Consider the following 24598-nt stretch of genomic DNA (forward strand, 5'->3'; position numbering starts at 1 on the left):
ATCGAAATAAGCATATGAACATGATCTGACATCAAGTGGCCTTCCAATATTGCACATTCTTTTTGCCTGGCCAAATATCGCCTCAATTCTGCATAAATAGTCTTTTTTCTATACTTTGTAATCCATACTATATGATACTTGCATTCCCAGGCACTATGGCTTAGGCTTTGTGTCTCGGTCATTGAAGTCTCCTTTAACTTTAGGCGGTTCAGTTATTGGAGACTTCTTCTTATTCCTGGATATGTCAAACTCTGTGAGTCCACCGGCAGAGCCGGGGGTTTACTTAGGATTAATTAAGACATAATTCACGATGGAGTGGAGTTTTACCGAGAGGCTGAACGCCACTGGCCATTTTTTGATTGGCGATGCAACCCCTCTCAAGCATATGGCAGCTATATGTAGCGCAATAGAACATGCCTTCTTGAGTGAGAGCATTTTCGATGCTTACACCATGAGGCAGGGATTCTTCCCTTTTTATGGTGTTTTCTTTTCTTAAGTCGCCAAACGCAAAAAAACCCATTTCCGTCTCCTTGTGCCTACGGGAATGGGCTTTTTCTATATTTGAAACTTTTTTTAAAAAAAATTTCAAAATAGTGTTTTACACAAACACCAAAAGCCCAAACATTTTCGGCTTGAGCTGACGGCGATTCCTGATTCGGATTTATCCCGTTTCAGGGTTCAGAAGATTAGGTTCTTCTGTAAACCATGGACGCTGTGGGGGCGTTTTTTTCTACTTAAGATATTTCTATGTTTTATGCAATGGTTTTTTAACTCAAGATCGAATGATATCAAGTATCCAATAAAAAAATATCTAACACATCCAAATTACACCCGAACACAAAAAATACCGGATAGACGTGTTTCTTAAACTCACACGATCTACCCGTATTCGTTTTAGGCCGGATGAATAATGTGATAATCGGCCTAAAAAGATGCACTTCGCAACTTCAATGTGTCCTACTGGTCAACCTACTTCAGGTCGCTCGCAGAAAGAATTTCGTCGGGGTCTTCCCTCCTTTGCCGCTTACAAATCTTGTATGCGGTTTAGGCTTCTGATTATCGGCGATGACCATCTCATCATTGTCCACGCGTTGCAGCACCAAGTAGATATGATCGAAGCCGTGGTTGGGCGTGGATCCGCAGGTTGAGCCGACGTCGCCGGGTTGTTGTTGGCCGTTGGGAATAACTTGCCAACCGCGGTGATCGCGCAGATGTTTGCCCAGCGCCAGAGCCTGCAATATATCAGGAACAGGAATTCCACCTGCCTGCAAAAGGTTTGAAAGATTGATGGCGCAGCCATCATGAGGCCAATCTTCATCGGCTAGCTTGAATAATTCTTTGGCTGCCTCCTCCTGCACCTTTTGGTAAGCGCTAGGATCGTTGGCAATCTGAACCACCTTTAGGGTTCGCGCCTTATCGCCTGTGCCTTCAGCACCGCAGCCACCCCCCGGAGCGAGACTTCCCGGAGAGTTAGCTATACCTGCGGTCAGGGGGACATCAATACCGACGTGCAAGAAGGTCTGAAACTCCTCCACAGCATCACGCCGCACATGGGAAATAACTTGAGCGGGATTCTTGATCGTGCCGCACCAAGCTGTGCTAATGCGCAATAACCTAGCGCAATATTCCACTGCCAATCGGTGGTCACTCTTCATCGTATGAATAAATTTCTGGGGCGTTTCTATTTGATGAGAGATAGCAAAGGGCATCATGGCCGAATGACCAAGGGCCGTGCTATCGAAGGATACTTGAAAGGCTCCTGTTTCCTCTCCCTCAATATGCGTCAAGGAGCGAAGGTTGTTGATATCCACACCTTCGTTCCAATTCCAGTCCGATTCAAAAGCCGCCTGTACGCGCAGCACCTCACACATAACTGCTTTCCGATGCTTTAAGCTTGTATAGGGGCCGAGTGAACCCTTCATTACTGCATAAATATCGAATATAGGGTTCTCCGCGAAAACATCGTTCGGCAATGGATCAATCGCATCGATTAACTGGTCGAGAAACGAAGTGGGAGGGATAGAATGCTGCGTACTGACGGGGTGACGGGTAGCGATGTAAGTTCGATTACTCATAGAATGCTTTAACTCCTTATATTTGTTTGGTCGTATCGAGATAATGAATCAAGCATGCCAGACAGGTGGTGGTGCCTGAACCCTAAGTATGAGATAGTAAAATTGATGTGTCGGCGTCGGCTTGGGCAACTGATTATGCGTTTTTTGTATATTGATGTATTACACCACCCACAGTTAGAACGCCAAACCCAAATTACAAGCGAGCGTTTACCGTGTAATGCAAAAAATGAACTTTTATATTTAATAAATTGTTGTCGTTATACGTATATTAGGAAAAATTTCAGATTTAAAAAAAGTTCTGATATCTTTTGCAATTTTCTGAAATAGAAACCATTTAGATTCATCAAACGAAAAATCCAATGAATTGCTTCGAATATATTTATTCTCTTTTGATTGGACTTTTTTCATTATGCTCTGTTTCCATTTTTGATAATCAATATTTTTGTCATTACCTACGTTATCAATAGTAATAGAATTAAATTCATTTATAATTCTATCTTCGTATTTAGAATTGTCACCTTTGATTTTAAAAATATTTTTATAGGCTCTCAATTGTGCGTTTGATAATTCATTTACTTGATAACCGAGTTCACTCATTAATATTCGAATATTCTTAACAATTCTAATGAAGGTATTTTGATTATCTCGATTTATTGTATTGCCTTTATTATCTGTATAACTCCATCGTCTCCACATGTCGTCTGGGTAAGTCAATGCTTCACCATGCCCTATGCAAGGAGGAAGATTACCAGCCAACCAGCTAATATCAATTGAATCTTTATCGTCGAGATTAGAGATATCATTATGCTTGCAATGAAGTCCCATGAAGCCTTGATGTGTATAAGTGTCTACATAAATATGTAACAAAATACCATGTAAAAGATGTTTTTCTATATCATTATTTAACTGATATTCTTTAACAAACTCTATCAGTTTTTCAATATTTTCTGTGTCAGGCTGGCAAACGCCATCTCTATCGGGGAAAAAGTGAAATGGCATCCATATATTGCTCGCATCACGACTGTCCAGGTTCTTTGAGTCAAGCATTTTATGGGCTGTGATAATTGGATAGAATAGCTCACCGTTTTCAAAAGTAATTAGTTTATCTTCATGAAAATCGTCAACAGCTTGCGACGCTGAAGCAATTGTATTAGCTTCTAAGCATTGAAGACCTAAGTCAGTTAAAATTGCCTGAAGCCCGTAGAAATGAAAAAGTTCATTGGCCATTTTTTATTGCCCTATTGGATGTTTATACAAACTGCTTATTTATCTTCGTTAGCTATACCGTGCCGGCCTTGCCTTTACGCCTGAACAAGTTATTGAATATCCGGCGTTAGCTTGGGCGACTTGTTAGCGAGATTAATATTATTATATCTAATAATTTAAAAATATTAAAACTAAAAAGACTGCCATTGCAGAAGCTGAGATACAGAATGCCCTTTCAAAAACTAACGTTGGAGTCTACTTTTTCAGCCAATCTCATTATATAGTGAAGTTCCCTGTTATGGTAGTCGTAATTCTTTTTTTAAGTTATATATATAAGCAGCTTCAGGATGCTTTACTCTCATTTCTCGATAAGCTGCTTCAGATTCAAATAAAGAACCGCAAAATGCTGAAAGCACAGCTTCGGCAACGGAAGCCTTTATACCTTGACCACTTGCCAGAGCAGATCCAATACGAGGTATCATATCATTAAACCTTATTAAAATCTTGCGTTTTGTTTTTTCATCGGCCTTGCTGACTGCCACTTCAAATTTTTTGGCTCTTATCTTAAGCTCTGGAGCAACTTTACGAGAAACAAACTTGTATAAATCAACAATATTACTATCTCCATTCACAATATCTATGTGTATTTCTTGAAGATGTTTGGTTAAATAATCTAAATAGTCTAGTCTTTCTTCTTCATACTTTTCTTTTATTTTTTCTAATGTCTCACGATCTTTACAATAAATAGCAGGGAGACAAAACTCAATACCTGCTGTAGCTAAGATACCTAAAGTCGCATCAGTATTATTTGGATCTAAATGACAAATAAATTGCTGAGTGTAAAATGGATCGTTGCTCAATACAAATGCTATGTCACTTATATTTTCTGAATATATAGGAGAGATATCCTTCAATATACTATCAAAAGTTTTTTTTTCATTTTCATTATCAGAATCCATAAACCATGATATATTATCCGGATTATATAGAATAGATTCATTTTCAATTTTTTTTAATAGTTTTTGTCGGGCTTCGTATTTTTCTTCTTCATATTTTTTTACTGGGAAAAACCGCTCTACATCGAATATTAGTTCTGCAGCAGACGATCTATGCATAAATTCATCATCACACACGTTTGAGCAAATGATACTACTAAGTAAACTTAGGCAAGACTTTGTTTCTATTGGCACCCCATACTTCAAGTTATACACTAATGATTCGCATATTATCGCTTTCAAAAAACTACTCCTTTCCTTAACGTGAAGCTTAAGCTACGCCGAACAGAAGCAGAATGAGTCGCAGCTTTTGCTGGTGAAATTACCTGAAAAAGTCCAAATCTGAATACTGAGCCGCTGACAGTGAAAAACCATAAATTTAGCCACGCTGGATTCGGTGAAAAATTCAAAACATCAAAACACCCAGTAAAAAAAACGCAGAAAACCCAAAAACCGGAATTCCCATCGGGAGGCTTCCAAGTAACTACCATTAAGTAGCTGAAATTATCAGATCTGAACTTTTGGCTAAAATTGCATTTTCCAGCACTTTTTTTGGCCAAAAGACCAATGGAGCAGGCACAAAATGCATAGTAACTTTAAGATAAATCTCCGAGTCTTCGGAGTAGGATCGGGTAGGAAAGAGGCTTCACAGCCTCTTTCCCACCTCAGAACCGTACGTGACAATTTCACGTCATACGGCTCAAGCGTTTCTGCGGCTAAGCCTTTTGAGCTTGTTTAACAACCGGATAAGATCGTGGTTCGCTTAGGCTCATACGATCTATCCTTGTTCGTTAGGCGATTACGGCCGCTTTTTTCACTTATCTGTATAAATTTCTTCCCACAATTCGGTTTCGACAAAATAATCTCTATCGAGTGATTCAACAACGTCCGTTAAGGCGAACTGAACATCCTTAAGCGCTGTCAGCAACTCATCAAGGTATGTCCTCTTCGCCAACTGCTCAATTACCGTGTGTCCAAGTAGCTCTGTTACGTCAATGGTAACTGGAAGAACATACTCGACAGAGTTTTTGAAGCCTGTCATTAGCTCTCCTCCGAATGATTCCTCGTCCCAGTGACTTAGAGTGGTGCCAGGGCCATAGTCGGTTTCTACTTGCATTTCAGCCAGACTAGGAAGTATGGAGACGGCAGCCTGCTTAAAATGACCATCACTTTGATTGAATAAAGTCATCCAGTGATCCCACCCAAAACCAAGAGTATGTCCTATCTCATGAACAACGGTGCCTGCAATCTTGTTATCGGAGAACTCCGCCAAATATTTGGTGTTGAATTCGACAACCCCGTAAATGATTCCGCCGTTCTGATATGGCTTGTATGCTCTGGCAATGGTATTCCCAAAGCTTGTAAATATGCCAAGACGGATGACAATTGATTGTCTCGGTGAGACAAAGCGGTTCCAAAAATTACAGGCTGTTTTTCCTGCTGTCTTGAGCCTTCCGCTGTTGTCTGCTTCGATTTTGTAAGTCACCAGTGTTGTCATAGTTTTACTCCTGTTAAGTGAAATTTAAGTGGAACTAATAATGTCGGCCCGACGCCTAGCTAAACGGCAAGTATTTCTGGAGCGAAGCGGAAGAAAAACTTGACCAGTTGAGCGATGTGTTATGCGGCTTTTGAACATTAATGGACAACTATTGCACTCATCCATATTCGCATTAAATTTGAAAATGGTACTGGTTGAGTAAAATAAGCCATGGGGTCATTAATATGCAATACAGGCTCTGCTCCATATGGAGTGGGCATAAATGACATGCCCCTGAGTACAACAACGTGTGCGCTCTGCATACCAGTTCTTACTTGAAGTATTATAGGTTTACCTGATGCTAAAGTTCTATACAGTGTCATTGGATCTGCAGGTGGGGCAATTCCTGAATAGCGACCTCCAAAATGTGCTATCAAACCCTGAATTTGAGGTGTGCTACCAGTTATCACACACATTGGATTATATCCCGAACAACATGCTTGTGGAGGTGCATCATTTGCAATTGCTACCAAAGCGCACTGAGGCGGAGTCCGCTGAGGACCTTGGCAAAACATTATTATTTGCTGTGCAACTGCTACCCAGCACCAAACTTGTGTTTCTTGTGGAATATTTTGTACTGGAATATCAACAGGGGGTGGTACTTGAGCATGAACTATTGTTGACGAGGAAAAAACTAAAGACAAACACAATATTGTTTTAAAAATGTTAAAACCGATTTTAATACGATTACTTTTCATAAAGTCTCCTATTTCATATTTACTGAGCTGTCGTATTAACGATAAGGTAAGCTGCGTCGCAGATGCGCTTGGGTCAAGCGACGCTGGCCCCCGGCGTCGGCATGGGAGTATTGTTAGCAACTATTCTAAAATTGAAAATGATAAACCAGAATCTGATGCCAATGCAATTTGTCTTAGGAGCTGTAGCAAAATAACATGGCTGCTTAAGTGTGTTAACATTCTTTAATTATGCATATAAATTATTATAAAATGACCATGTTATTATTTTACAAACCCTTAGACCACTTCTATGGTATTCAATGGCGTTTGTGCCCTCAATTGGCAAAATCGGAAAATTATTTAAACTGATCTCTTCCTCAGATGGCACTGGGCTCGTATCATTCCATGACCCGAAAATATACAAAATGAAGTGTTTTCAAGACTTGTTATAGAACAATATATTGTATGTCGGAATAGTGTGAGCCCAGTGCCCATGTTAGGCATAATTTTTTTATTTAGGAAGCCTTTTTAATAAGACATCAACTCTTTGAGATGTTTTTTCACCATTAGCGCGAACTTTTTCGGCAAAATCTCTAATTTCTTGAATATTTATATTTTCCAATTTTGAATAGTTGACGTGGCTCAAAACCACAAGCGTATTGTATATACCGTTTGAATTGCTTTTATTGGCTCTTGCATATTCAATCAAAGAGCCAATCATTCTGCTGTCGGTGCCGTAGGCAGTCATTAAGTTTCGATATGCTTCACCTCGCTTCGATGCTGTTTCTGCAAATAAACCTTCAATAAGCGAATCGAGTGGCTCTGCACTTGATGCATTCGATGGAGCTGTTATGCCTGAACCACTACTAACGTATGCTTCCCCTATCGATGTATCTAGAGAATCCAGACTTGTCTGAAGCTCTTTTGTCGTTTGATTCTGAGGAAGTGTCGCTATATCTAATTTCATTTGAAGCAGTTGCTTGGAGGCATCTTTGAGTTGCGAATCAACAGAAAACAAAGCTTCTTCTTTTACTTGTAGCGCTGCTGCTCTATTTTGTAACTTGGATTCAACTCCGATCAGTTCTGCTTGTTTTGCAGCTATCGCTTTGTCGGCATCTTGCTGCGCTTTTTTTGCTTGCTCCAATCCTTGAAAACCTGTTAATAAACCACCAACACCTATTATAAGGGCACCCACAAGCTTAATTCCTTCAACAAATATTGAGGCTCCTTTTTCAAAGGTAGTCTTATTAAGCGCATCCGCTTCCCGTTGCGTTTTGAGTACTTGAGCTGCTAACAGTTCTTCTTCAAGTTGAGTATGTCGATTTGTTTCAGTCATGTTTCCTCCCCTATTTCAAGCCCAACGGTGAGCTAAGCCGCGCCGCCGATACTTTACTGGAAAAATAGGTGCGTGTCGGCGTAAGCTTGGGCGACTTGTTATGCCTCCTAATTTCTATTATGTCCAAATTGCCTGGTGAACAATTTTTCTTTCCATAATGACTCTTTGGATGTCACTTCTGCTTGAGATTTTGTGGCTGGTAGAATCTCAAGAATTGCAAACTTGAAATTTTCTTTGAAGTAGGAAGCGTCCTTCTTCTCAAAAAGTTCAATTAGATCGGCGTTATTTCCGTGAAAGGAGTATACATAGCTTGCCCACCTACTCCAAATCCCCCCCTCGCCATATGCCGAGCCAACGTAATGCTTTCCAGTACTACTGTCCGAAATTAAATATATTCCAAATACGCTGCTGAGTGCGGCTTTCCAGTCGGGCAAATCATTTTTAATGATAACCTCAATGGCCCAGAAACTGTGATTAATTTCTTCAAATGATTTGAACTGCTCTCCTCGATATCTTGATTCATAAATTCCCTGAACAAAAGAATTGGAAAACACATAGCCTGGAGTAAAGCAAGTAGTTCGTGAATTATCTCCAGTGTAATTTAGGATTAAACGTCCAATTAAATCAGTGTATTGATCTGTATATTCGACTCGGTATCCGTCTTTACTCCGGTCTACAATCCGGAAAATCCCACCAAAAAGAAATTTGCATCCAGAAATTTGTGCAAAACTGACAATATACTCCTTCACAAATCTCTCACGTTTGTTTCCAGAATAAATTTGCCAGCCAAGCCAATCGTTATCTGATTTTGCCAATGCATCAAGTGGCCTTGCACCCTCTGGTTCGGTTTTTGCCAAATGAAATCTAAAACGAGAGTCATCGTTTAAATCTGGCATGAATTGATCTATATTCATATTATCTTGGCCTTTCTTGAGGCATAACGGTGAGCTAAGCTGCGCCGCCGTTGCATTACTGGTGAAATCGGTGCGTGTCGGCGTCAGCTTGGGCGACTTGTTGGGCTTTTTAGCTATTCGCGTGAGCTGCTTCAGCATGTAGTTTTAAACCTAATGCCCCAATGACCTTAAGAATTGTGTCGAAACCAGTAGTTCAAAACCGGTATCTGTCAGATTAAGTCTGAACTACTAAAAATTAAGTATGGAGGTCTTGGAATTCAATAAAGCTTCTAAATTTTATTTAATTAATGATGCTGAAAGTGTTTTTTCTATTACTAAAGACTCATGCCTGGAATCTGGATCATAACAAATTTTTACACAACCAAAAGATGGGTTTACAGGACGTCTTTGAATAACAGTTGAATCCATTATTTTGTCTACCATCTTACTACCAGTCTTAGCCTTCTTATTTATTATAGGTGCTGTTAAATATGCATTTTTAGTCTTTGAAGATATGCGCTGCAAATCTAGGACTCCAGGCAATTCATGTCTGCCCTTTATAAATGGAGTTACTATAGCATAAGGGTTCTCTTCTAATAATTCTTTCCAAATAACATCATAATCGCCATTAACTGATCCATGATGGGCTATTTTATAAATAAAAGCTTTCTGAGCCTGAGAAATACACTGACATTTTGAGGCTGCTTCCCATCCAACTTTATTATTATTTTCAGAATACTCTAAATCCGCTCCTAATAAAACGTAATGCTTTTTTGTTTTAATAAGTAAAGCGACTGAAGCTTCATTTGTTTTTGGAGAAGGGATTCTTTTAATTTCCTTAACTAATTGAGTTGATAACTTACCAAAAGTCTGCATTGATCTAAAATATTCTTCAGAAGAAGGGGACAGGGCATATATACTAAAATCTGTACTCAGCAAAATAGCTTTATCAGCGCTTACAAAATCATACTCTCTTTTATTTTTTATAATTTGTCTAAAAACAGCAGTTATTTCATCTGGGCCATTTTTAAGGGGTGATTTATATGCTTTTGAATAACAGTCCATAATTTTAACAAATTCATCAGAATATATAGCTTGAGATATTATAATCTTAGCATTTTTACATCTTTCTACTGTTTCAGAAATACCACGAATATGATCATCATGCCAATGCGTGATAATAATATATTTAACAGATGCCAAAGGAATACCAGCTCTCTCTAAGTAATTTATAGCTGCTGGTTTTTTTGAATCCGGTTCTATACATGAATCTACTATTAGCCAAGATTTATCAACATGCATCAACACCGATTCCCCATAGCCTGGGCCGAATACCAATAATTCTATATTTTCTTTAACTGGCGCTATGTATTTCATTAACTATGCTATTATCATTATTAAAATAAGTATTTATTTCATTTGCAAATTCGCCTGTCAATCTATGATGAGCTTTACTCCATACAGGTAATCTTCTAAACTTTATAACAGATAAATTTTCTCTGGTACCTCGCGTAATCCTATAACCGATACTCCATGTAAAAAAAGAGCCTTCACTAACTAACTGACGTTCATCGTCATCTGATAATTCAATTATAGGAAGCTCAACCTCTTCTTCATAACCACTATCAAGATCCTTTAGCCTCGCCCAAAAAGAATTGTCACACACTTCAATAACAACTCCCTCCCATTGTTTTACAGATTTATAAAAATTACTACAAAAACTGGGGGTTAATAAATTAATGTTATCATTATTACTTATTTTTTTTTGATCAGCAGTAGATATGCTCTCTGATAATTCTATTATTTTTCTCTTTGTAGAAGTCTCATATGTATCATCTTTTTTATTTAACAGCCTATGTTGTATTGTCTCTGAATCTATTTCTACATCCTTATGGTCAGTAAAAGATATCTCAGAAATATATAGAATGTCATTCCCATTCCCACTTGACTTTATAGTTGTAATACAGTCTTTTTCTTCAGTATCCATTTTTTATTCCTCTGCAGATTTATCGAACAAATCAATAATTAAAGAATTCGCTTTGTCGTAAAAAACATCCCTATTGGATATCAAAGAATCTAATATATCGTTACACCCATAAACATCTTTTTGACCCGGCCTTTGATAATGGTTATTAACCAAGACAAAAACCCCATCGAACCTATATAGAGAAGAGGCCTCTATTGACAAAGAAAGTCGACCATCGATAAGATTGTCATTGTTTTGCTTATCCGCCAAATTAATTTTAAATAAGGCGGGCTCTGAAAAAATATTCTTAAATCTTTCCTTATTAAAGATTGTATATGCAAATGAATCTCTTAATTTTTCATTATCAAAGCGGATATGCCTACCAAGGTTAAACCCAAACGCGGTTATTGGGGTATGAATTAGTTCGTTCAATATATTTTGAGCCAAATCACAAACATGCTTATAGCTATAATCAATTTCAGAACTAATTTGGAATTTATCATCTGTAACCTCAAATCGGCAAATATCCAGTTCAAATGAAGAAACATCTTTATGTATAATATTTATCTTCGCTTTTTCAGCTTCAGTTTTACTAATAAAATTATTATAAGCTAACCAATGAGGTGAAATAATAGATGGATTGAATTTACCAATAAAAACCAGACTAATATGCTCTATATCAAAAGAATACGGTTTCATCCTTTTCTCCAGCAAATTTGCATAAATTTTTCCCCCTCAGTTACGATAAGAATTCTTAGCACAATACAGTTGTAATATTGTAACACTAATCAGAATGCCCAAAACAGGTTGGCATTCTGACTAATAGCGAGATAAGGAATTATCCGCTTTTGTTTCCAAGCATGCCATTATTAGCAAACAGACAAAACCAAATTTGGCAATAGAAAACAACGTACCATATTTATAATACTTGTAACAATAGTACTGTTAATTTCTTTGAATTTATGGAGGCTTATTGTAGCCTCAAGATCAGATTTTTCGTATGGTAGCCAAAATACTGAGTTTCGTGCCTTAACCCAGCCTACGCTGCTGTTTTAAAGAAAATCAATATTTTACTCCAGATAGCGTCTGGTAAATTTGCATTTCCCATAGATTATCCTTTTTATTAAAAAAATGGATAATCTATGGATAAGACTCCAATACCTACAATACCTAAAGCCCCTAATTATTTTGACATCTCCATTTGACAAATGAAGATGCTGCACTTCCTTCAATTCCTGGGAAAATTCTACTCCAGTTAATTCCCATCGAATCTAAATCGGAAATTGCTTTTAAATATTCTTCTGAAGGAATAGTATATTCTCTTAATGCCCATCCATTACATTGGCTTGATAAATAATCAACATATTCTTCAAGGCATTTAAAAGGCGTGTTAGATAATGTGAAACATCCGTTTTGATTTCTAATTCGTATATTACCGATATGTGGAATTTTTATAATCTCAACGCCTAAATCATGAGACCATATGCCGCATTCGGTGTTTAGAACCCAAATAGATATATTGTCAACTAAATCTCCATCATTTGAAATGTAATCTGAGAAAGCAAAAAAAGAAGCGATATATGGACTATTAGACCAATCCAATAATCGCGTAGGAATGCCATGATGCTGAGCAAAAGCAATAAGATATTTATCATTATCAATTATTTTTTGTTCAATATCTAAACTCTGACACTCAGTTTTAAAAATATCGATCAAATTTGAAAATTTATCATGTTTATACTTAAATCTATCATAACATGATATGAGTTGCCATTCAGAAGAACGATGTCCACGAAATAAAAATTTGCCCTCTCTAAAAATATTATCAGAAAACAAGTCGGGTATAATTTCAGATTTAAATTCATTCCATGAATCAAAAGAAAAATGTTCAATTGCGCCCATGTTCATCCTCAATTTTAGAATAATAGCAAAGAGCATAATTTTTGAGGGCCTAAATAATCACATAAACAAGAATGCATTATGTAGCCCCGGTTGCTTTTGGGAAGTAAAAAATGATCTAAATGTGTTTCTGAGTAAAATTTTGGTTCCAAATCCATTTCATCTATGTAGCCTATAAGACCATGCTGCCATAAAACGTTAAATGGCTTCCAAGTATCACCAAATAGCCTGGTGCTAAGCGTCGAGAGACGCCGAATATCATTTTCAAAAAACATATCGGATTCTAGTTCTTTTAGTAACTTAATTAATTTATGACTAATATCTTCAACATATTCTTTTTCGCTTGTATATATTCCTGAATACTCGTGCGCTGCAGCATGCTCTGGCATCATGTCTGATGATAAATGGTTGCCGCAAATTGCTATCTGTTCTGCAGCGAATATCTTTGTACATTCGTGAACGGCTTTCTTAATTATAGCAGCTGGGCTCAGATTCATATTAAATTCATGATTTTTCTTAATTTCAGAGCAAATTCTATTTCCGATGATAATAATATCACGAGGTAATAGCCTTGTGTGTCTTAATATATAGCTTTCAATTGGCTCAAATATGTTTCTTTTACCATTTTCAATGAAATCAGTACCAAGCCAATCTGAAACAGAATTTCCAGAGGATGATTGATCATAATAAAAATGCTTTTCTAAGGTAAATACTTTTGCTCTTAGTAGCAACTTGATGGATTCCTTATCCCACTTTAAAATTCTAATATGTGGCTGATCCCTATAACGAGTTTGATGCTCACTTCTAAATACAGATGCAAGGACTAAATCTCGGATGCAGATGAAAATGTGAAGCCTTGAACCAAGGCGTGAATCCCTTAGAAAGCGCATGACCTGATAAAATAAACCTTTCTGGCATCTAAGCCAGTACATAGGAGCATGAGCAAATTCGTCGTCTACAGCATCTACAAAGAAGCAAACTGGAGGCATAGTTTTTAAAATTTCGCCCAAATCATATTCTAAGCTTTCCCATAGTGGAGAATTACAAAAAATTGTAAAGTGGCGTCCTGAGCGGTGTTGGTGGATTATATCTATTACTTGGCTGTAGATGGATAGAGGAGTTGGTGCAAATGGCAATATCTCTTTATAGGTTTCATTTAATTTCTTTTTTTCATTATCTGAAACAAAAACACTCAATTGTTTTTTGTGAACAATATGAGTAAACAATGATCTTAAAATAGCTCTGCGCCATAACTCACGCCATTTTTCAGTTAAATCAACTGGTTTAAACCATTGACAAAATTTAACAATCAACTCAGTATTTGGAATATTCTGTTGGATATCATCAAGATATGATTCTCCGTATATTGAATTTTCTTCATGGGAAGAGGCTCTTAAACGGCGTAAATATATTGTTTTACCTGATCCTTTACGACCTGCAATTACCCTTGCTGAAAAGTCATTACTTTCCATTGCGATACCACCCCAAACAGATTCGTCTTGAAATGTGACAAACTTATTCATGCTATTTGCGAGATCAGCTCTCGATCCGTCTGGATCACCAAAAGGCATATTGGATGGTGGCATATTTTCTCCTATTAACTGGGTAATAGATTAACAAGGTCGCAAAAAGTCAGATTCTCGTCATTCCGGCGCAGGGCGGAATCCAGAAGTATCTGAAAATACTGGATACCGGATCAAGTCCGGCATGAGGACACCGCCCTTTTTTGACTTTTTGCGAAACCATCAAAATTCAATCATGAATAAAGGAAAAGATTGTTTATCTTTGTATCTGATCACAGGGGGTCTGCTATTTAACATCTTGAAATTATTGAATGTGATACATGCGTATTTAATTACTTTGCATTACTATCATTCAATTATTTCAGCATGTTGTATATTTACTACTTTAATAACTTAATTATTTAAGCCAATAAATTCAATATCTTTACCCTGTGATCAGATACTTATCTTTTATTGCTCCGGTGGCATAATATGTAAATCTTGGTTTCCATGTTGTTACTTGATTTAGAAGGAATTACGCTTCAATTTTTTTATATATTTAATCACCGGAGCAATATAATGGCCACATTCCCCATCTATCACCTTTTTTTGCTGTTATCATGGGAAATACCGGTATCGTTTAAACTTCAAAAAAACAATGTTTATTCAAATCACATTATTTATCGTTTTGTCTATTTATTTTTTACTCTCTGCAAAATTCATCAAATGTAGGAAGATATAATAAGGCAGTTGTTAATGATTTGCAGGAATTGTTAAATCACATCTCAACAGCGTAAAAAAGGATATTGATACGTCTGGGATTTTTAGGATCTTTTAATATATGACACTGGCGTAGATGACGGTAATTATCTATCTCAATTTCGATATCAAACCACAAAGTGGGATCGTTATAATCCCATACTCTATTAATCGCTTCTGTGAATTTTTTTGCCATGAGTTTGCACGGAATAAACGAAACGGCTTCTTTCCCTATCAGTCTGGCAGGATTTCTTGACCAACCACGCTTGATACCTCTAATAATTCCGTGTTTATCTATCCAGACATTAATCCGCTCATGCTTGTCCAGCCGGGTCAGTCCTCTGTCCCGTTCTTGAACTTTCCCCTATTATCACCTGATTGGCCTGATAATAAGCTGTTATTGACGACCTCAAATTTGAATTTTAGACCAGCCGCCATCCCCTGCAAAATCCATTCAACCTCTTTCAGATTCTCTGGATACTGTTTGTCTATTGCAAGCAGGTGCTCATTGATTTTTTTGACCTGTTCTTTGTGACTGAATTTTTTTACAATACCAACATGCTCTTGAACAATTGGGTCAGCACATAAATCCATAGATTCATCTGAATCTACGCCAGAAATTAACCAATCAAAAAATTCTCTATAGTGAATATAAACACCGGAAATTAAATCTGCGGATGGGCCTCTTTTGCCGCTTAAAATCATCGACAAATAGCTTGTTGTTATTCCAGTTTTTTTACAAAACTCCGCCTGTGAAACCCTGGCCTTCTCCTTGATGAGAATCGCAAGTCTTTCAGGAAATAAATTATCTTCGGATATTTTACTTACGGATTTATTTTTTTCAATTAAATCATGGTTCTGTTGTTTTTTGTCGGGTGTTATTGTTTCTGTTTTGCCTTCTGACAATAATTTTCTGCCTAATTCAATAAAGTCATCAAGTTCATGCCCGCAAGCGTTTGCTAATTGTCCCTGTAATTTCTTACCAACAGGCTTCGGCTTAGTTTTATGAAGTATTTGGGTCATCAAAGCACTTGAAATATTAGCTTTAGCCGCTAAAAATGAACGCCCGCCGTACCCCTCTTTCTCAACAAAGTACCTAAGAGCCATCATGAAAGCTTCATATATTTCAGTATAAATATCCATGATTTAACTATCAGTTAATTTGATTAAAAAATAAATAACTCAGTTTTTCACTATTTGTGAAAATAAAATATTGACAAACTTTTATACTGCTTGTTAAATATATCCTCATGAAACACGGATACCAAACTCAAATTGCAAAAAAGGCCGGGGTCAGCGACGCATTTATTTCTTTTTTTTTCAAAGGTAAAAAGATCCCTTCTTGGAAAACAGCCAAGAAATTAGGTGCTGCAACAGACACTGATCCTATCTTATGGGCAGAAGGCCGTTTCGAGGAAATAAAGACAGTCCTTAGCTCAAAAGAAAACAAGCTTTAAAAACACAATAAAGCTTTTAAAAAACAATACCACGGAAACAGCATATGAAAACGAGCGGAAAAATGATCGGATTTACAAATTCAGAAATCGCAGCAGAGCTAAAAGCGGCTCTTCTCTACAGAGAATATGATAACCCCGTTCAGAAGGTAGCCGATATGCTCGGCCTTAAAGCTCGGACTGTCTACGATTATTTTGACGGACACATCAAAATAAGCCTCCCGTTCCTTCATGCATGCCTGATCGTTACCGGCGGTGATCGTGATGTCAAAAAATTCCTTTGCCCTGAAGGCTGGGACATCCTTCCTATGACAGTTCACTCCACACGCACTGAAGACATTGAAACAGAATTTGGAGATGTTCACATCGCATTCGGCGATCTTCAAAAAGCGATAAGGGCAGCAAAGGCAGATAGCAATACCAGCCCGTCAAAGATGGCGGAGATAGAAAAATTACTGGATTCAGTACGAGTGGAACTAAACGACATCCAGAGCTGTCTCAATGCTGAAAAGCTAAAGCAAGACAACGTGAGAGAAATAAAAATCGCAGTATAAATAGAATTTAAAACAACTAAGCTGGCGGCGAGCCAAAAACCAGGAGCCGTGGGGGCGAACGGTACAGATGGATTGCGCCATAAGTGAGGCAGACATGAAAAACGTAAAATCCATTGTATTTTCAGACCTTAATCTACCAACACCCCCTTTAAAAAAATATACCAGACGGATCGCTACTCCTAAGGGTTATAGCGGCAGCCCAATCAACCAAGTCGGTCTCGATGTTGCGATCTCAGTTTCTCTTGTCATGACATTTCCTGGTGGAAAGACCGATAGCCGCATCAACACACAGGAGGTCCAGTTTGAAAAAAATAATTTTGATTTGGGTGATTGGCCTGCTGCTCACCTTACTCACAAGTTACGCAATTCATTTCATTGATATTAAAAACATGGACGCAAGAAAAGTCCCAAAACCAGAAACCGACTTTGGATACAATAGCCTAACCAGGAGGACACAGTATGAATAGAGTTACGGATAAAGAAGTAACTGCTGAAATGAGGAAATTCAGAGAGCTTGGCATATGGGACGCTAAATATACGAGAATCCTCGGCTTAATATTCCTTGTTCTTGAAAAACCAAATGGAAGAATAGATGTAGCCTTTTATAACTACAAGCCCTTGTCGCCCATCCTCGTTTTCTTCCTTAATATATTCCGCAATCCCAACAAGGAGGTAATGGCATAATGGAGCCTCTTAAAAAGATCGACAAGCCAGTGACACCAGTAGTTAAAAAGGCTCAACGTGGACATGATGATAAGCTATTCGCCATGGCAGAAAAAGCCATAGCGGATTGCAACGCCTTTCTGAGAAGCAGAGGTGTACAGGCATGAAAAACGCAGACATAGATAGCATAGTCAATGCCCTTCCTGACAATGAGAGAATGTATCTCACCAGATATATCGAGTCTCTTGAGGGCGAACGCAAGGACGTGATGGTTCTTGGCAATGATGAGTTTTTCGCTCTCAAAGACAAGAACGGTGACATCCGGGCAATGAAGAAAAGGATTCGTCTTACTGCATCAGAGCGCCACCTGGTGCAGATCACAAACAACGGGCCTTACGTTCTGTCTGCAAAGGGCTATGAAGTTTTGGCAAATGAGAGTGGTATACAGGTTGTTTTTCCTGCTTCAGTCATGGTTGACGGAAAACAGCAGGCAAATCCGCACATGACCAGAGATCCCAAAACCGGAAGGATTCTATCCTGTTATGCAAGGGCAATTGCCTATCGCTACAGCCCTGCTGGAATGCCACAGGTAGCGGACTGGACAACGGTTTTCGACATACCTTCATACAGGCTTCAAGATCTTATATCCAAAGCCAAAAAGACTGCCCAGGCATTCAAACTATTGCCTAACGACCTCACACCTGAATCTAAAGCCGGGGAAACATGGGCAAGATACCCTTTCGACGAGGCCACAAGCCTATGGGTAAACACTGCCCACAAAGATGCGATAGACTGGTATTCCAATCTTACCGCCAGAGAGAAAAAAATAATAGATACAGCCCAGACCTTTGCAAGAAGAAATGTAGTTAAGCACCTGACAGGGCTTGCGGAAGTTCCGGGCCAGATCTACAGATCGCCTGCCGAAGGGACTAAGAACGGAGAAAAATACACTTACACCAAAGAAACCGTAACGCCATTTCAGGTATGGGACATGGAGATAACTGTTTGGATTCCGAGTAACGACGGAATTATCCGATGGAACGGATCTCAGTACGCAGAACTCAGAAAGCAGCTTGAAAATATAATATCCAATGATGAAGCAAAGCCTGTCGAGATTGTTGGTGTCGGAGCTGAAGAAGTTTCAATCTCTGAATCAGAAGAACTTAATGTAACTGAGCCTGAAGCACAGGATGCAGAATATGAGATTCTTCCACAGAAAACTCCGCAATCAGATACTCATGCAGCACAATCCGAACCGATTATTGAACAGCCGCCTGCTGATGCTCCGGGAAAACAATCACAGCCACCCAGTAATTCTCCGTTGGATCAGGCAGCCGAGTTCAGACGCAGGCTATGGAACAACTATCAGGCTATCAAACAAAATTTTCCTGATGAGTATGCCCAGGCAGTCAAAATTTGCGGAGGCGTAGAAAACACCTCTTCCAGAGATTGGATAATGGAAGTTATCGCGCGTGTAAATGAAATCATAGACACTCGGCAGTAGCTTAGGAGGCAAGCACATGAACAACGCAAACCAGATTTATACGCCGGATCGAGAAGTTAAGCCCGGAGCGATAGTAATAGCACAGCTTTGCCCCGGATATTGTCTTGAGTCACATGTTGAAGGGTTTTGCGGGGAAAGGCTGATACTTGCGGACTGGAGCCAGCCAGTCAACAGGCAGGATATAAAATTAGTTTAAGGAGGTCTTTATGGCAAGCAAAGCAACAAGAGACATGGCGACTGCAGCAGGATTTGCATTCGAGATGGGTCGTCAGATGAAAAATTATTATCTGGTTAACAGGCCCAAAGTGAAACAGATCCACCCGCTACTTGATGATCTAATCGCTACGGCAGAACCCGTGCTGGTTTACTTCAGAAACCAGCTTGATCTCGGAGATCTGAAATACATCAGCAATAAGGTCGATAACTTCAATTCCAGAGCTGAAAACAGGGATATGAACGGCATTGTATACGTCGGATTAGTGATCGGCCAGGTATCTGAAAGAGTCTGTGAACTCAATGAGAGAAATGGCAATCCCGACAAAATTGCTAAACTGGAATCCATACTTTCTCCACTCCAGGCTTTGTATCAATATTTCGAGCAGCGCATGAAACGCCCCGAACTTGAAGCTCAGGTAAGTCAATTATTTACGACATGGGAAGAGGCCAAGCAGGATGAAGCCCCTCGTCGCATGGTAGCTGCTTAAAAAGAACTTATAGGTGCAGTAAAATGAGCGACGTCCAAGGAATCATCCTTTTCTGGTGTTTAATGTGTTGTTGTTGTTTTTCTGTCATTCAACATCTTTGCTTTTTAAAAGCAATAAAACTGCTTAATCGCCAAGAAAAATCATTTGATAAAATCATCTCGGATCTTCTTGCACAAAGGACTTATAAAAATGATTAAAAAGGTCATTACAAAAAATATAAAAGGCTCATCCTTTGAAATGGATGTCGAAAGACTCACCCTGTTCACTGGTAAGGTGGGAAGCGGTAAAACAACGGTAGCCAACGCCATTGCCATCACGCTGCTTGGTTATTATCCTGCTGGTACAGAAACAATCAAACAGAACGGAGCAATATTCGACGCATTCTCTTCTGATCCGGAAACAATGACAACAGGAGTCGTTCTAGACAACGGGACCAGGCTTGAACGGAGTCTTACAAAAACCAAATCAGGTAGCGTAACCGAAAAGCTGACCATCAATGGTAAAAAGGTAACCAAACCAGAATACTCCAACGCTATATATAGTTCAGGCCTGATACTTTTTGATGTGGGGTTATTTACTGAAGCATCAAACCAGAAAAAAGCCGAAATAATTTTCAGCATGTTTTCTGTTACTGAGACATTCGACATTGAGACCAGAATAGAAGATGCCAGGGATGGCATAAAGAGAATGCAGGAAACAATCCGGGGTATAGACCGAACCATCGAACAGCAGAGAGTTTACAGATCTTCCCAAAATCCTCCTCCAGGGAATGTGGCCCAGATAAGGGATATAATCAGCACGGCAGAAGTTGAACTTGAAGCAGCAATAAGGGAATGCGAAGCAGCAAAGATATCAGAAGCACGGTTCAGGAAAGAGCAGGAGGAGTCTCTCCAATCGGAGCAGCAACAGCCTGCTGCTGCTCCGTCGCTTGTTGATGATACCGTCCCTGCTCCCGAAGAACAACCTATTCCAGCAAAGCCACATACAGATGCACTGATAACTGATGGCGATATCTTAAATAAACCAGCACCACTTCCACAAGTTCTAATTCGTAATGACGCAACCAGCCCCAAAGATTCTATCATAAAAATTATTGATGCAATGGTCGTAACTGGATGTTCAAGCACTTGCTTTGCGGTAATGGTCGCAAAACAAGAACTCAGAAAATACGCGGCATAAGGAGGCCATATGCAGACAGAAACAAGCGAGATGATACAGGCAAGAATCAATGGCCTCAAATCCAGAATAGCCGAAGCAAGGCGTACAGAAGCGGCGTTCATCAAGATTGCAGGCATAGACCAAAATATAATTGATCAGGAAATAGGCCGAAAAGAGGCTGAAAAAGTTCTTGAGTTAAAGAAGGCTGATCTTGAGAAAGCCTTGGCAGACAGGAAGGCCGCATCTGAAGTGGCTATAACCGAGTTCTCTAAAATGATGAATGACATCCTGCCCCTTGGAACTGTTCAGATAGACTTCGACGCGAACAACAAAGGCCTCGATATTCTGCTGATCAATGGAGGAATCCCGACAAGGTACGCTGCATTGTCAGGTGGTGAAAAGGTTATGATGAATATGGCCATTACAAGAGCTTGCGGAGCAAATGTAATTCTCGTTGAGGCGGCAGAAATGGATGATGCCACTTTGACAAAGGCAATGGTCGCAATGAATAGCGTCGAATCACTCCAGGCGTTCATCTTCACTTGCCATACGCCGGCTGAAAGTAACGGATTCAAAGTCATAAGCAGGGAGGCAGAAAATGCTTGATTCAAACCAGAAAGCGGCTGTTGACTCAAATCATTCTTCAATTATGTGTGTGGCATGTCCTGGTTCAGGCAAGACGACAACTCTTATCGCCAGAATAGCGAGGCTCATACAGGACGGCGTGTCTCCTTATGAAATAATGGCATTCACCTTTACCCGTGCATCTTCACAGGAAATGAAGGAAAGGCTCCAGGCTTCGATAGGAAAAGCAGCTGAGCATGTGACCATCGGAACGATGCACAGTGTATGCCTTCAGCTCCTTAAGAGATTTCCTGAATTTGCAGGGATCGTGTCGGAAGACGACATCTCTATATACGGTGAGTTTGAAGAAGATTTCCTTTTAAAAGACGAAGCCTCAATACGAGGATATTTCAAAGACGGTAAATGGAAAAAGGTTACAGGCAAAGCTGTAAAGGCAGAGCTGATGCAAATATACGCCAAGCTCATGCCTGCATCAAATACGTCAGCAGGAGACATTGCAGGAGGTCTTGAAAGAAGACTTCTTGAGAACAATGCGTTGACCCACGGTTCAATCATTACAAGGACACTCCAGACACTCAAGCTTTATTCCGGAATGCTGAATATCAAGCATATTCTATGCGATGAGTGCCAGGATAACGACTTTGCACAATGGTCGCTTATCATCGAAATGACTGAGCTGTTCAGTGCCAATCTGTTCTTATGCGGTGATATTGACCAGTCCATCTATTCGTTTCGTGGTGCTGAGCCTTATCTGATGCTTAATTATATGCGTACCTTTGAAATACATTGTCTGGATATCAATTACAGAAGCACTCCTCAGATAGTAGACGCAGCAACCAGAGTAATAACCAACAATGAGAAAAGAAAACCGATATTCATGTCAGCGGCAAGAGGTGGTGAGGATAACTGGGATGTAACACTCATTGACTCATGTGACTCTGCCAAAACGGCACAGGTTCTTAAAGACAAGCTTGCAGAAGGTTGCACTCCTGAATCAATAGCTGTCTTGTCTCGAAACCATGGATTCCTTGCAAAGCTATCTTTTCTGCTTGGAGAGTCAGAAGTTGAGCATACATACACAGGAAAAGATTCAGGCGACTTTAAGAAAGAAGGCTTTTGCAGGCTCAATTCCATGATCAGACTTGCTCTGAATCCTCTTGATAATTTTGCCTTCGCAATGTCCCGCAAGGTGCTGCATGTTTCTGATGAGGATTTTTTACAGGTGCGCCTTAAGGCCACCCAGGATCTGACAAGCCATTTCAATGCATGGAAGGCAATGGGCGGCAGATACTCAATCTACGAAGAGCGCAACCAGTTAACTCTTTCAGGAGCTGTTGCAAGAGCCTTCAATATGTATCTCGGTTGCGAGGAGTCTCCGACTGCTTCGATAGATGAATACACGGCTGCCATAGCCGCGACAAAGATTGCAGACGAATGGGCGCACACTAATCCAGCCCTTCATACAAGCCCCCTGACACTCAGTGGCCCCAAATATCTTGAATGGCTGTCCTTCTATTCTGATCAGGAGGACAGGAGGAAAAAATCCAAGGGCATCCAGCTGATGACAATCCATGCAAGTAAAGGCCTTGAATTCCCGGTTGTGTATGTTGTCGGCATGAATGAAGACATTATGCCTTCCAAACAGGCTAAATCGACCGACGACATGGAAGCCGAAAGACGACTTGCTTATGTGGCCATGACAAGAGCCAAAAACGAACTTTTTTTATGCGTAAGGCCAGAAAAGAGCATTTCAGATTACGGCAAAGAAATTGAAACACCAGTTTCGAGATTCGTACTGGAAGCTTTAGGCATATAACTGAAAAGGGGGATAAATGCCGGAACTATCACGCCAAGAACGCAAGGCTTTAAAAAAAGAAAACCTAAAACGGCCAGCAGTATTAACAAAAATGCCAAAAGAAGATTGGCCAAAACAAGGACTTTATCCAGGTTTGGTAGAAGTATGGATAAGCAGAGCATTCCTTGTGCAGGTAGTCCATGAATCTCTGGATGGCTACAGGCTTTCTGTTTGTCGCACATCCGTTACTGCTGGTGGTCAATATGTTGATGGAATCACATGGGAAGAGCTTCAGGATATCAAACGTCAGGTCGGCATGGGGGACAAATACGCCATCGAGGTTTACCCAAGAGACCAGGACATAGTTAATGTAGCGAATATGAGACATCTGTTTGTTTTGCCTCAACCTCTGAGGATTGGTTGGTTCAAAAGAAGCGATGGAAGCATTGCTTGATATGGACGCAAGAAATGGAGATGCAACTTGAAAACAAAAGAAGAATTTCAGGATTTCATTGACCGCTTGCGCTTCCACAACAAAGGCAAAGGAGTCGATTGGCATTACACTGCTAATCCTATTTTCCTTGTCAGAAATGAAGATCGGAAAACAGGTATCGACATGGATTGCTGTAACGGGACTTTATGGTACTACGACGACTTAAAGTATGAAAGTACAGACGAAATCATCGAGGATATGGACGCGGACGAGCTTCAAAAACTCTTAAGCATTCTTGGTATAAGCGATGAGGCAAAGATCAAAGAAGAAGAAAACGACGACCTGTACGCCGCGCTTGATGAACTGGGTTATAACCAAACTGGGTATGTGGATGAATGGGTTTATGTTTGCGCTCATTTTACAAAAGAAGCAGCCGAAGCTTTTATAGAAAGAAAAAAGCACGACTACCGCAAGCTCGCTGTTTATGTAGACTCCCAGTTCAGGTGTCCGGAATTCAATGCTGTTATCGATGCTCTTTTAACCGGAAAAATCATATGGAATGAGGCCTAATAATGGAAGGCGTTACAATTATCTCAATATTTGCTGCAATGGCTGAGGCTTAAATGCAAGATCCGGAAATTTCCATACCATTCTTCTTCAGGCCGGAGAATGGAAAGCTTGTTGGGTTCGACAGAGATGGCTTTAACCGCATCCTGTTGGGGTTGAACCCAAACAGCTACTACCAGTTAACTATTAAAGAATTTGATTACCATTTTTACTCCGCCATGCTTATCTTAAGGCATATGAAAGATTATCCAGATATGATGGAGGTGTAGCATGGCAAAAAATATGATCCAATTTCAAAAAGGAAAGAGTATTCACGAATTCCTGTCCGAATATGGG

The 24598-nt window shown here is 39.5% G+C and carries 30 protein-coding genes; 15 read left to right on the forward strand and 15 right to left on the reverse strand.

The annotated features are described in order from the left end of the window. The 5 genes from K245_RS0116565 to K245_RS0116585 form a co-directional block, all read right to left on the reverse strand. On the reverse strand, positions 1 to 182 hold a 182-nt coding region (locus tag K245_RS0116565; RefSeq protein ID WP_027360093.1), incomplete at its 3' end, for a transposase. Between the two features lie 107 nt (positions 183 to 289). After that, the gene (locus K245_RS0116570) at positions 290 to 520 is read right to left on the reverse strand and encodes a hypothetical protein (protein ID WP_027360131.1); all 231 of its coding nucleotides are present in this window, start codon (positions 518 to 520) and stop codon (positions 290 to 292) included. A 454-nt stretch (positions 521 to 974) separates the two neighbouring features. After that, positions 975 to 2075: a hypothetical protein gene (locus K245_RS0116575; RefSeq protein ID WP_027360132.1), complete on the reverse strand. Its 1101-nt coding sequence runs from the start codon at positions 2073 to 2075 to the stop codon at positions 975 to 977. Positions 2076 to 2315: 240 nt separating this feature from the next. Continuing rightward, a complete protein-coding gene (locus tag K245_RS0116580) occupies positions 2316 to 3302 on the reverse strand; it encodes a DUF6765 family protein (protein ID WP_027360133.1) in 987 nt (328 codons plus the stop codon). A 275-nt stretch (positions 3303 to 3577) separates the two neighbouring features. After that, on the reverse strand, positions 3578 to 4519 hold the full coding sequence (locus K245_RS0116585; protein WP_027360134.1) for a hypothetical protein: 942 nt from the start codon (positions 4517 to 4519) through the stop codon (positions 3578 to 3580). Positions 4520 to 4859: 340 nt separating this feature from the next. On the opposite strand from K245_RS0116585, the gene K245_RS28090 reads away from it, so the two are divergent. Continuing rightward, a complete protein-coding gene (locus K245_RS28090; RefSeq protein ID WP_198013911.1) occupies positions 4860 to 5015 on the forward strand; it encodes a hypothetical protein in 156 nt (51 codons plus the stop codon). Between the two features lie 75 nt (positions 5016 to 5090). Here the strand turns inward: K245_RS28090 and K245_RS24995 are convergent, their stop codons facing one another. The 10 genes from K245_RS24995 to K245_RS0116645 form a co-directional block, all read right to left on the reverse strand. Further along, a complete protein-coding gene (locus tag K245_RS24995; RefSeq protein WP_051284263.1) occupies positions 5091 to 5774 on the reverse strand; it encodes a leishmanolysin-related zinc metalloendopeptidase in 684 nt (227 codons plus the stop codon). A 137-nt stretch (positions 5775 to 5911) separates the two neighbouring features. Continuing rightward, positions 5912 to 6511, reverse strand: a complete 600-nt coding sequence (locus tag K245_RS0116595; protein ID WP_027360135.1) for a papain-like cysteine protease family protein — start codon at positions 6509 to 6511, stop codon at positions 5912 to 5914. A 490-nt stretch (positions 6512 to 7001) separates the two neighbouring features. Further along, on the reverse strand, positions 7002 to 7826 hold the full coding sequence (locus K245_RS0116605; RefSeq protein WP_027360136.1) for a hypothetical protein: 825 nt from the start codon (positions 7824 to 7826) through the stop codon (positions 7002 to 7004). A 107-nt stretch (positions 7827 to 7933) separates the two neighbouring features. Continuing rightward, a complete protein-coding gene (locus K245_RS0116610) occupies positions 7934 to 8878 on the reverse strand; it encodes a GIY-YIG nuclease family protein (RefSeq protein WP_198013912.1) in 945 nt (314 codons plus the stop codon). Between the two features lie 138 nt (positions 8879 to 9016). Continuing rightward, positions 9017 to 10096 (reverse strand): MBL fold metallo-hydrolase, encoded by a 1080-nt coding sequence (locus K245_RS0116615; RefSeq protein WP_027360138.1) that lies wholly within the window; start codon positions 10094 to 10096, stop codon positions 9017 to 9019. Further along, positions 10074 to 10706 carry a hypothetical protein gene (locus K245_RS0116620; protein ID WP_027360139.1) on the reverse strand — a complete coding sequence of 211 codons (633 nt, stop codon included), beginning with the start codon at positions 10704 to 10706 and terminating at the stop codon, positions 10074 to 10076. Before K245_RS0116620 ends, K245_RS0116615 begins: the two co-directional genes overlap by 23 nt. 3 nt (positions 10707 to 10709) lie before the next feature. Continuing rightward, positions 10710 to 11384 carry a hypothetical protein gene (locus K245_RS0116625; RefSeq protein ID WP_027360140.1) on the reverse strand — a complete coding sequence of 225 codons (675 nt, stop codon included), beginning with the start codon at positions 11382 to 11384 and terminating at the stop codon, positions 10710 to 10712. A 480-nt stretch (positions 11385 to 11864) separates the two neighbouring features. After that, entirely contained in the window at positions 11865 to 12587 is a 723-nt protein-coding gene (locus K245_RS0116630) for an FRG domain-containing protein (RefSeq protein WP_027360141.1), read from the reverse strand. A 14-nt stretch (positions 12588 to 12601) separates the two neighbouring features. Beyond that, positions 12602 to 14170: a P-loop ATPase, Sll1717 family gene (locus K245_RS0116635; protein ID WP_027360142.1), complete on the reverse strand. Its 1569-nt coding sequence runs from the start codon at positions 14168 to 14170 to the stop codon at positions 12602 to 12604. Between the two features lie 1008 nt (positions 14171 to 15178). Further along, positions 15179 to 15988 (reverse strand): helix-turn-helix domain-containing protein, encoded by an 810-nt coding sequence (locus K245_RS0116645; RefSeq protein WP_027360143.1) that lies wholly within the window; start codon positions 15986 to 15988, stop codon positions 15179 to 15181. Positions 15989 to 16095: 107 nt separating this feature from the next. Between K245_RS0116645 and K245_RS28595 the strand changes: the two genes are divergently transcribed. The 14 genes from K245_RS28595 (at position 16096) to K245_RS0116715 (ending at position 24531) form a co-directional block, all read left to right on the forward strand. Beyond that, a complete protein-coding gene (locus K245_RS28595) occupies positions 16096 to 16302 on the forward strand; it encodes a helix-turn-helix domain-containing protein (protein ID WP_027360144.1) in 207 nt (68 codons plus the stop codon). A 44-nt stretch (positions 16303 to 16346) separates the two neighbouring features. After that, the gene (locus K245_RS0116655; RefSeq protein WP_027360145.1) at positions 16347 to 16853 is read left to right on the forward strand and encodes a hypothetical protein; all 507 of its coding nucleotides are present in this window, start codon (positions 16347 to 16349) and stop codon (positions 16851 to 16853) included. A gap of 94 nt (positions 16854 to 16947) precedes the next feature. Continuing rightward, positions 16948 to 17232, forward strand: coding sequence for a hypothetical protein (locus tag K245_RS0116660; protein ID WP_156906829.1), 285 nt, complete (start codon positions 16948 to 16950; stop codon positions 17230 to 17232). A gap of 80 nt (positions 17233 to 17312) precedes the next feature. Beyond that, the gene (locus K245_RS0116665) at positions 17313 to 17537 is read left to right on the forward strand and encodes a hypothetical protein (RefSeq protein ID WP_027360147.1); all 225 of its coding nucleotides are present in this window, start codon (positions 17313 to 17315) and stop codon (positions 17535 to 17537) included. Further along, the gene (locus tag K245_RS27805; RefSeq protein WP_156906830.1) at positions 17537 to 17683 is read left to right on the forward strand and encodes a hypothetical protein; all 147 of its coding nucleotides are present in this window, start codon (positions 17537 to 17539) and stop codon (positions 17681 to 17683) included. Before K245_RS0116665 ends, K245_RS27805 begins: the two co-directional genes overlap by 1 nt. Beyond that, positions 17680 to 19020, forward strand: a complete 1341-nt coding sequence (locus K245_RS0116675) for a hypothetical protein (RefSeq protein WP_027360148.1) — start codon at positions 17680 to 17682, stop codon at positions 19018 to 19020. Before K245_RS27805 ends, K245_RS0116675 begins: the two co-directional genes overlap by 4 nt. A gap of 16 nt (positions 19021 to 19036) precedes the next feature. Further along, positions 19037 to 19216: a hypothetical protein gene (locus K245_RS0116680; RefSeq protein WP_027360149.1), complete on the forward strand. Its 180-nt coding sequence runs from the start codon at positions 19037 to 19039 to the stop codon at positions 19214 to 19216. Between the two features lie 10 nt (positions 19217 to 19226). After that, a complete protein-coding gene (locus K245_RS0116685; protein WP_027360150.1) occupies positions 19227 to 19724 on the forward strand; it encodes a hypothetical protein in 498 nt (165 codons plus the stop codon). Between the two features lie 189 nt (positions 19725 to 19913). Next, on the forward strand, positions 19914 to 20903 hold the full coding sequence (locus K245_RS0116690; RefSeq protein WP_027360151.1) for an AAA family ATPase: 990 nt from the start codon (positions 19914 to 19916) through the stop codon (positions 20901 to 20903). 9 nt (positions 20904 to 20912) lie between these two features. After that, positions 20913 to 21488 (forward strand): hypothetical protein, encoded by a 576-nt coding sequence (locus K245_RS0116695; protein WP_027360152.1) that lies wholly within the window; start codon positions 20913 to 20915, stop codon positions 21486 to 21488. Further along, positions 21481 to 23283, forward strand: coding sequence for an ATP-dependent helicase (locus K245_RS0116700; RefSeq protein WP_027360153.1), 1803 nt, complete (start codon positions 21481 to 21483; stop codon positions 23281 to 23283). The genes K245_RS0116695 and K245_RS0116700 overlap by 8 nt, the downstream gene beginning before the upstream one ends. 16 nt (positions 23284 to 23299) lie before the next feature. Continuing rightward, positions 23300 to 23716, forward strand: a complete 417-nt coding sequence (locus K245_RS25000; RefSeq protein WP_051284266.1) for a DUF7694 domain-containing protein — start codon at positions 23300 to 23302, stop codon at positions 23714 to 23716. Between the two features lie 27 nt (positions 23717 to 23743). Continuing rightward, a complete protein-coding gene (locus K245_RS0116710; RefSeq protein WP_027360154.1) occupies positions 23744 to 24265 on the forward strand; it encodes a hypothetical protein in 522 nt (173 codons plus the stop codon). Between the two features lie 53 nt (positions 24266 to 24318). Continuing rightward, complete coding sequence (locus K245_RS0116715; RefSeq protein ID WP_027360155.1) at positions 24319 to 24531, forward strand: hypothetical protein; 213 nt, start codon at positions 24319 to 24321, stop codon at positions 24529 to 24531. Positions 24532 to 24598: the final 67 nt, after the last annotated feature.

Source organism: Desulforegula conservatrix Mb1Pa (genome assembly GCF_000426225.1).
GTDB classification, from domain to species: domain Bacteria; phylum Desulfobacterota; class Desulfobacteria; order Desulfobacterales; family Desulforegulaceae; genus Desulforegula; species Desulforegula conservatrix.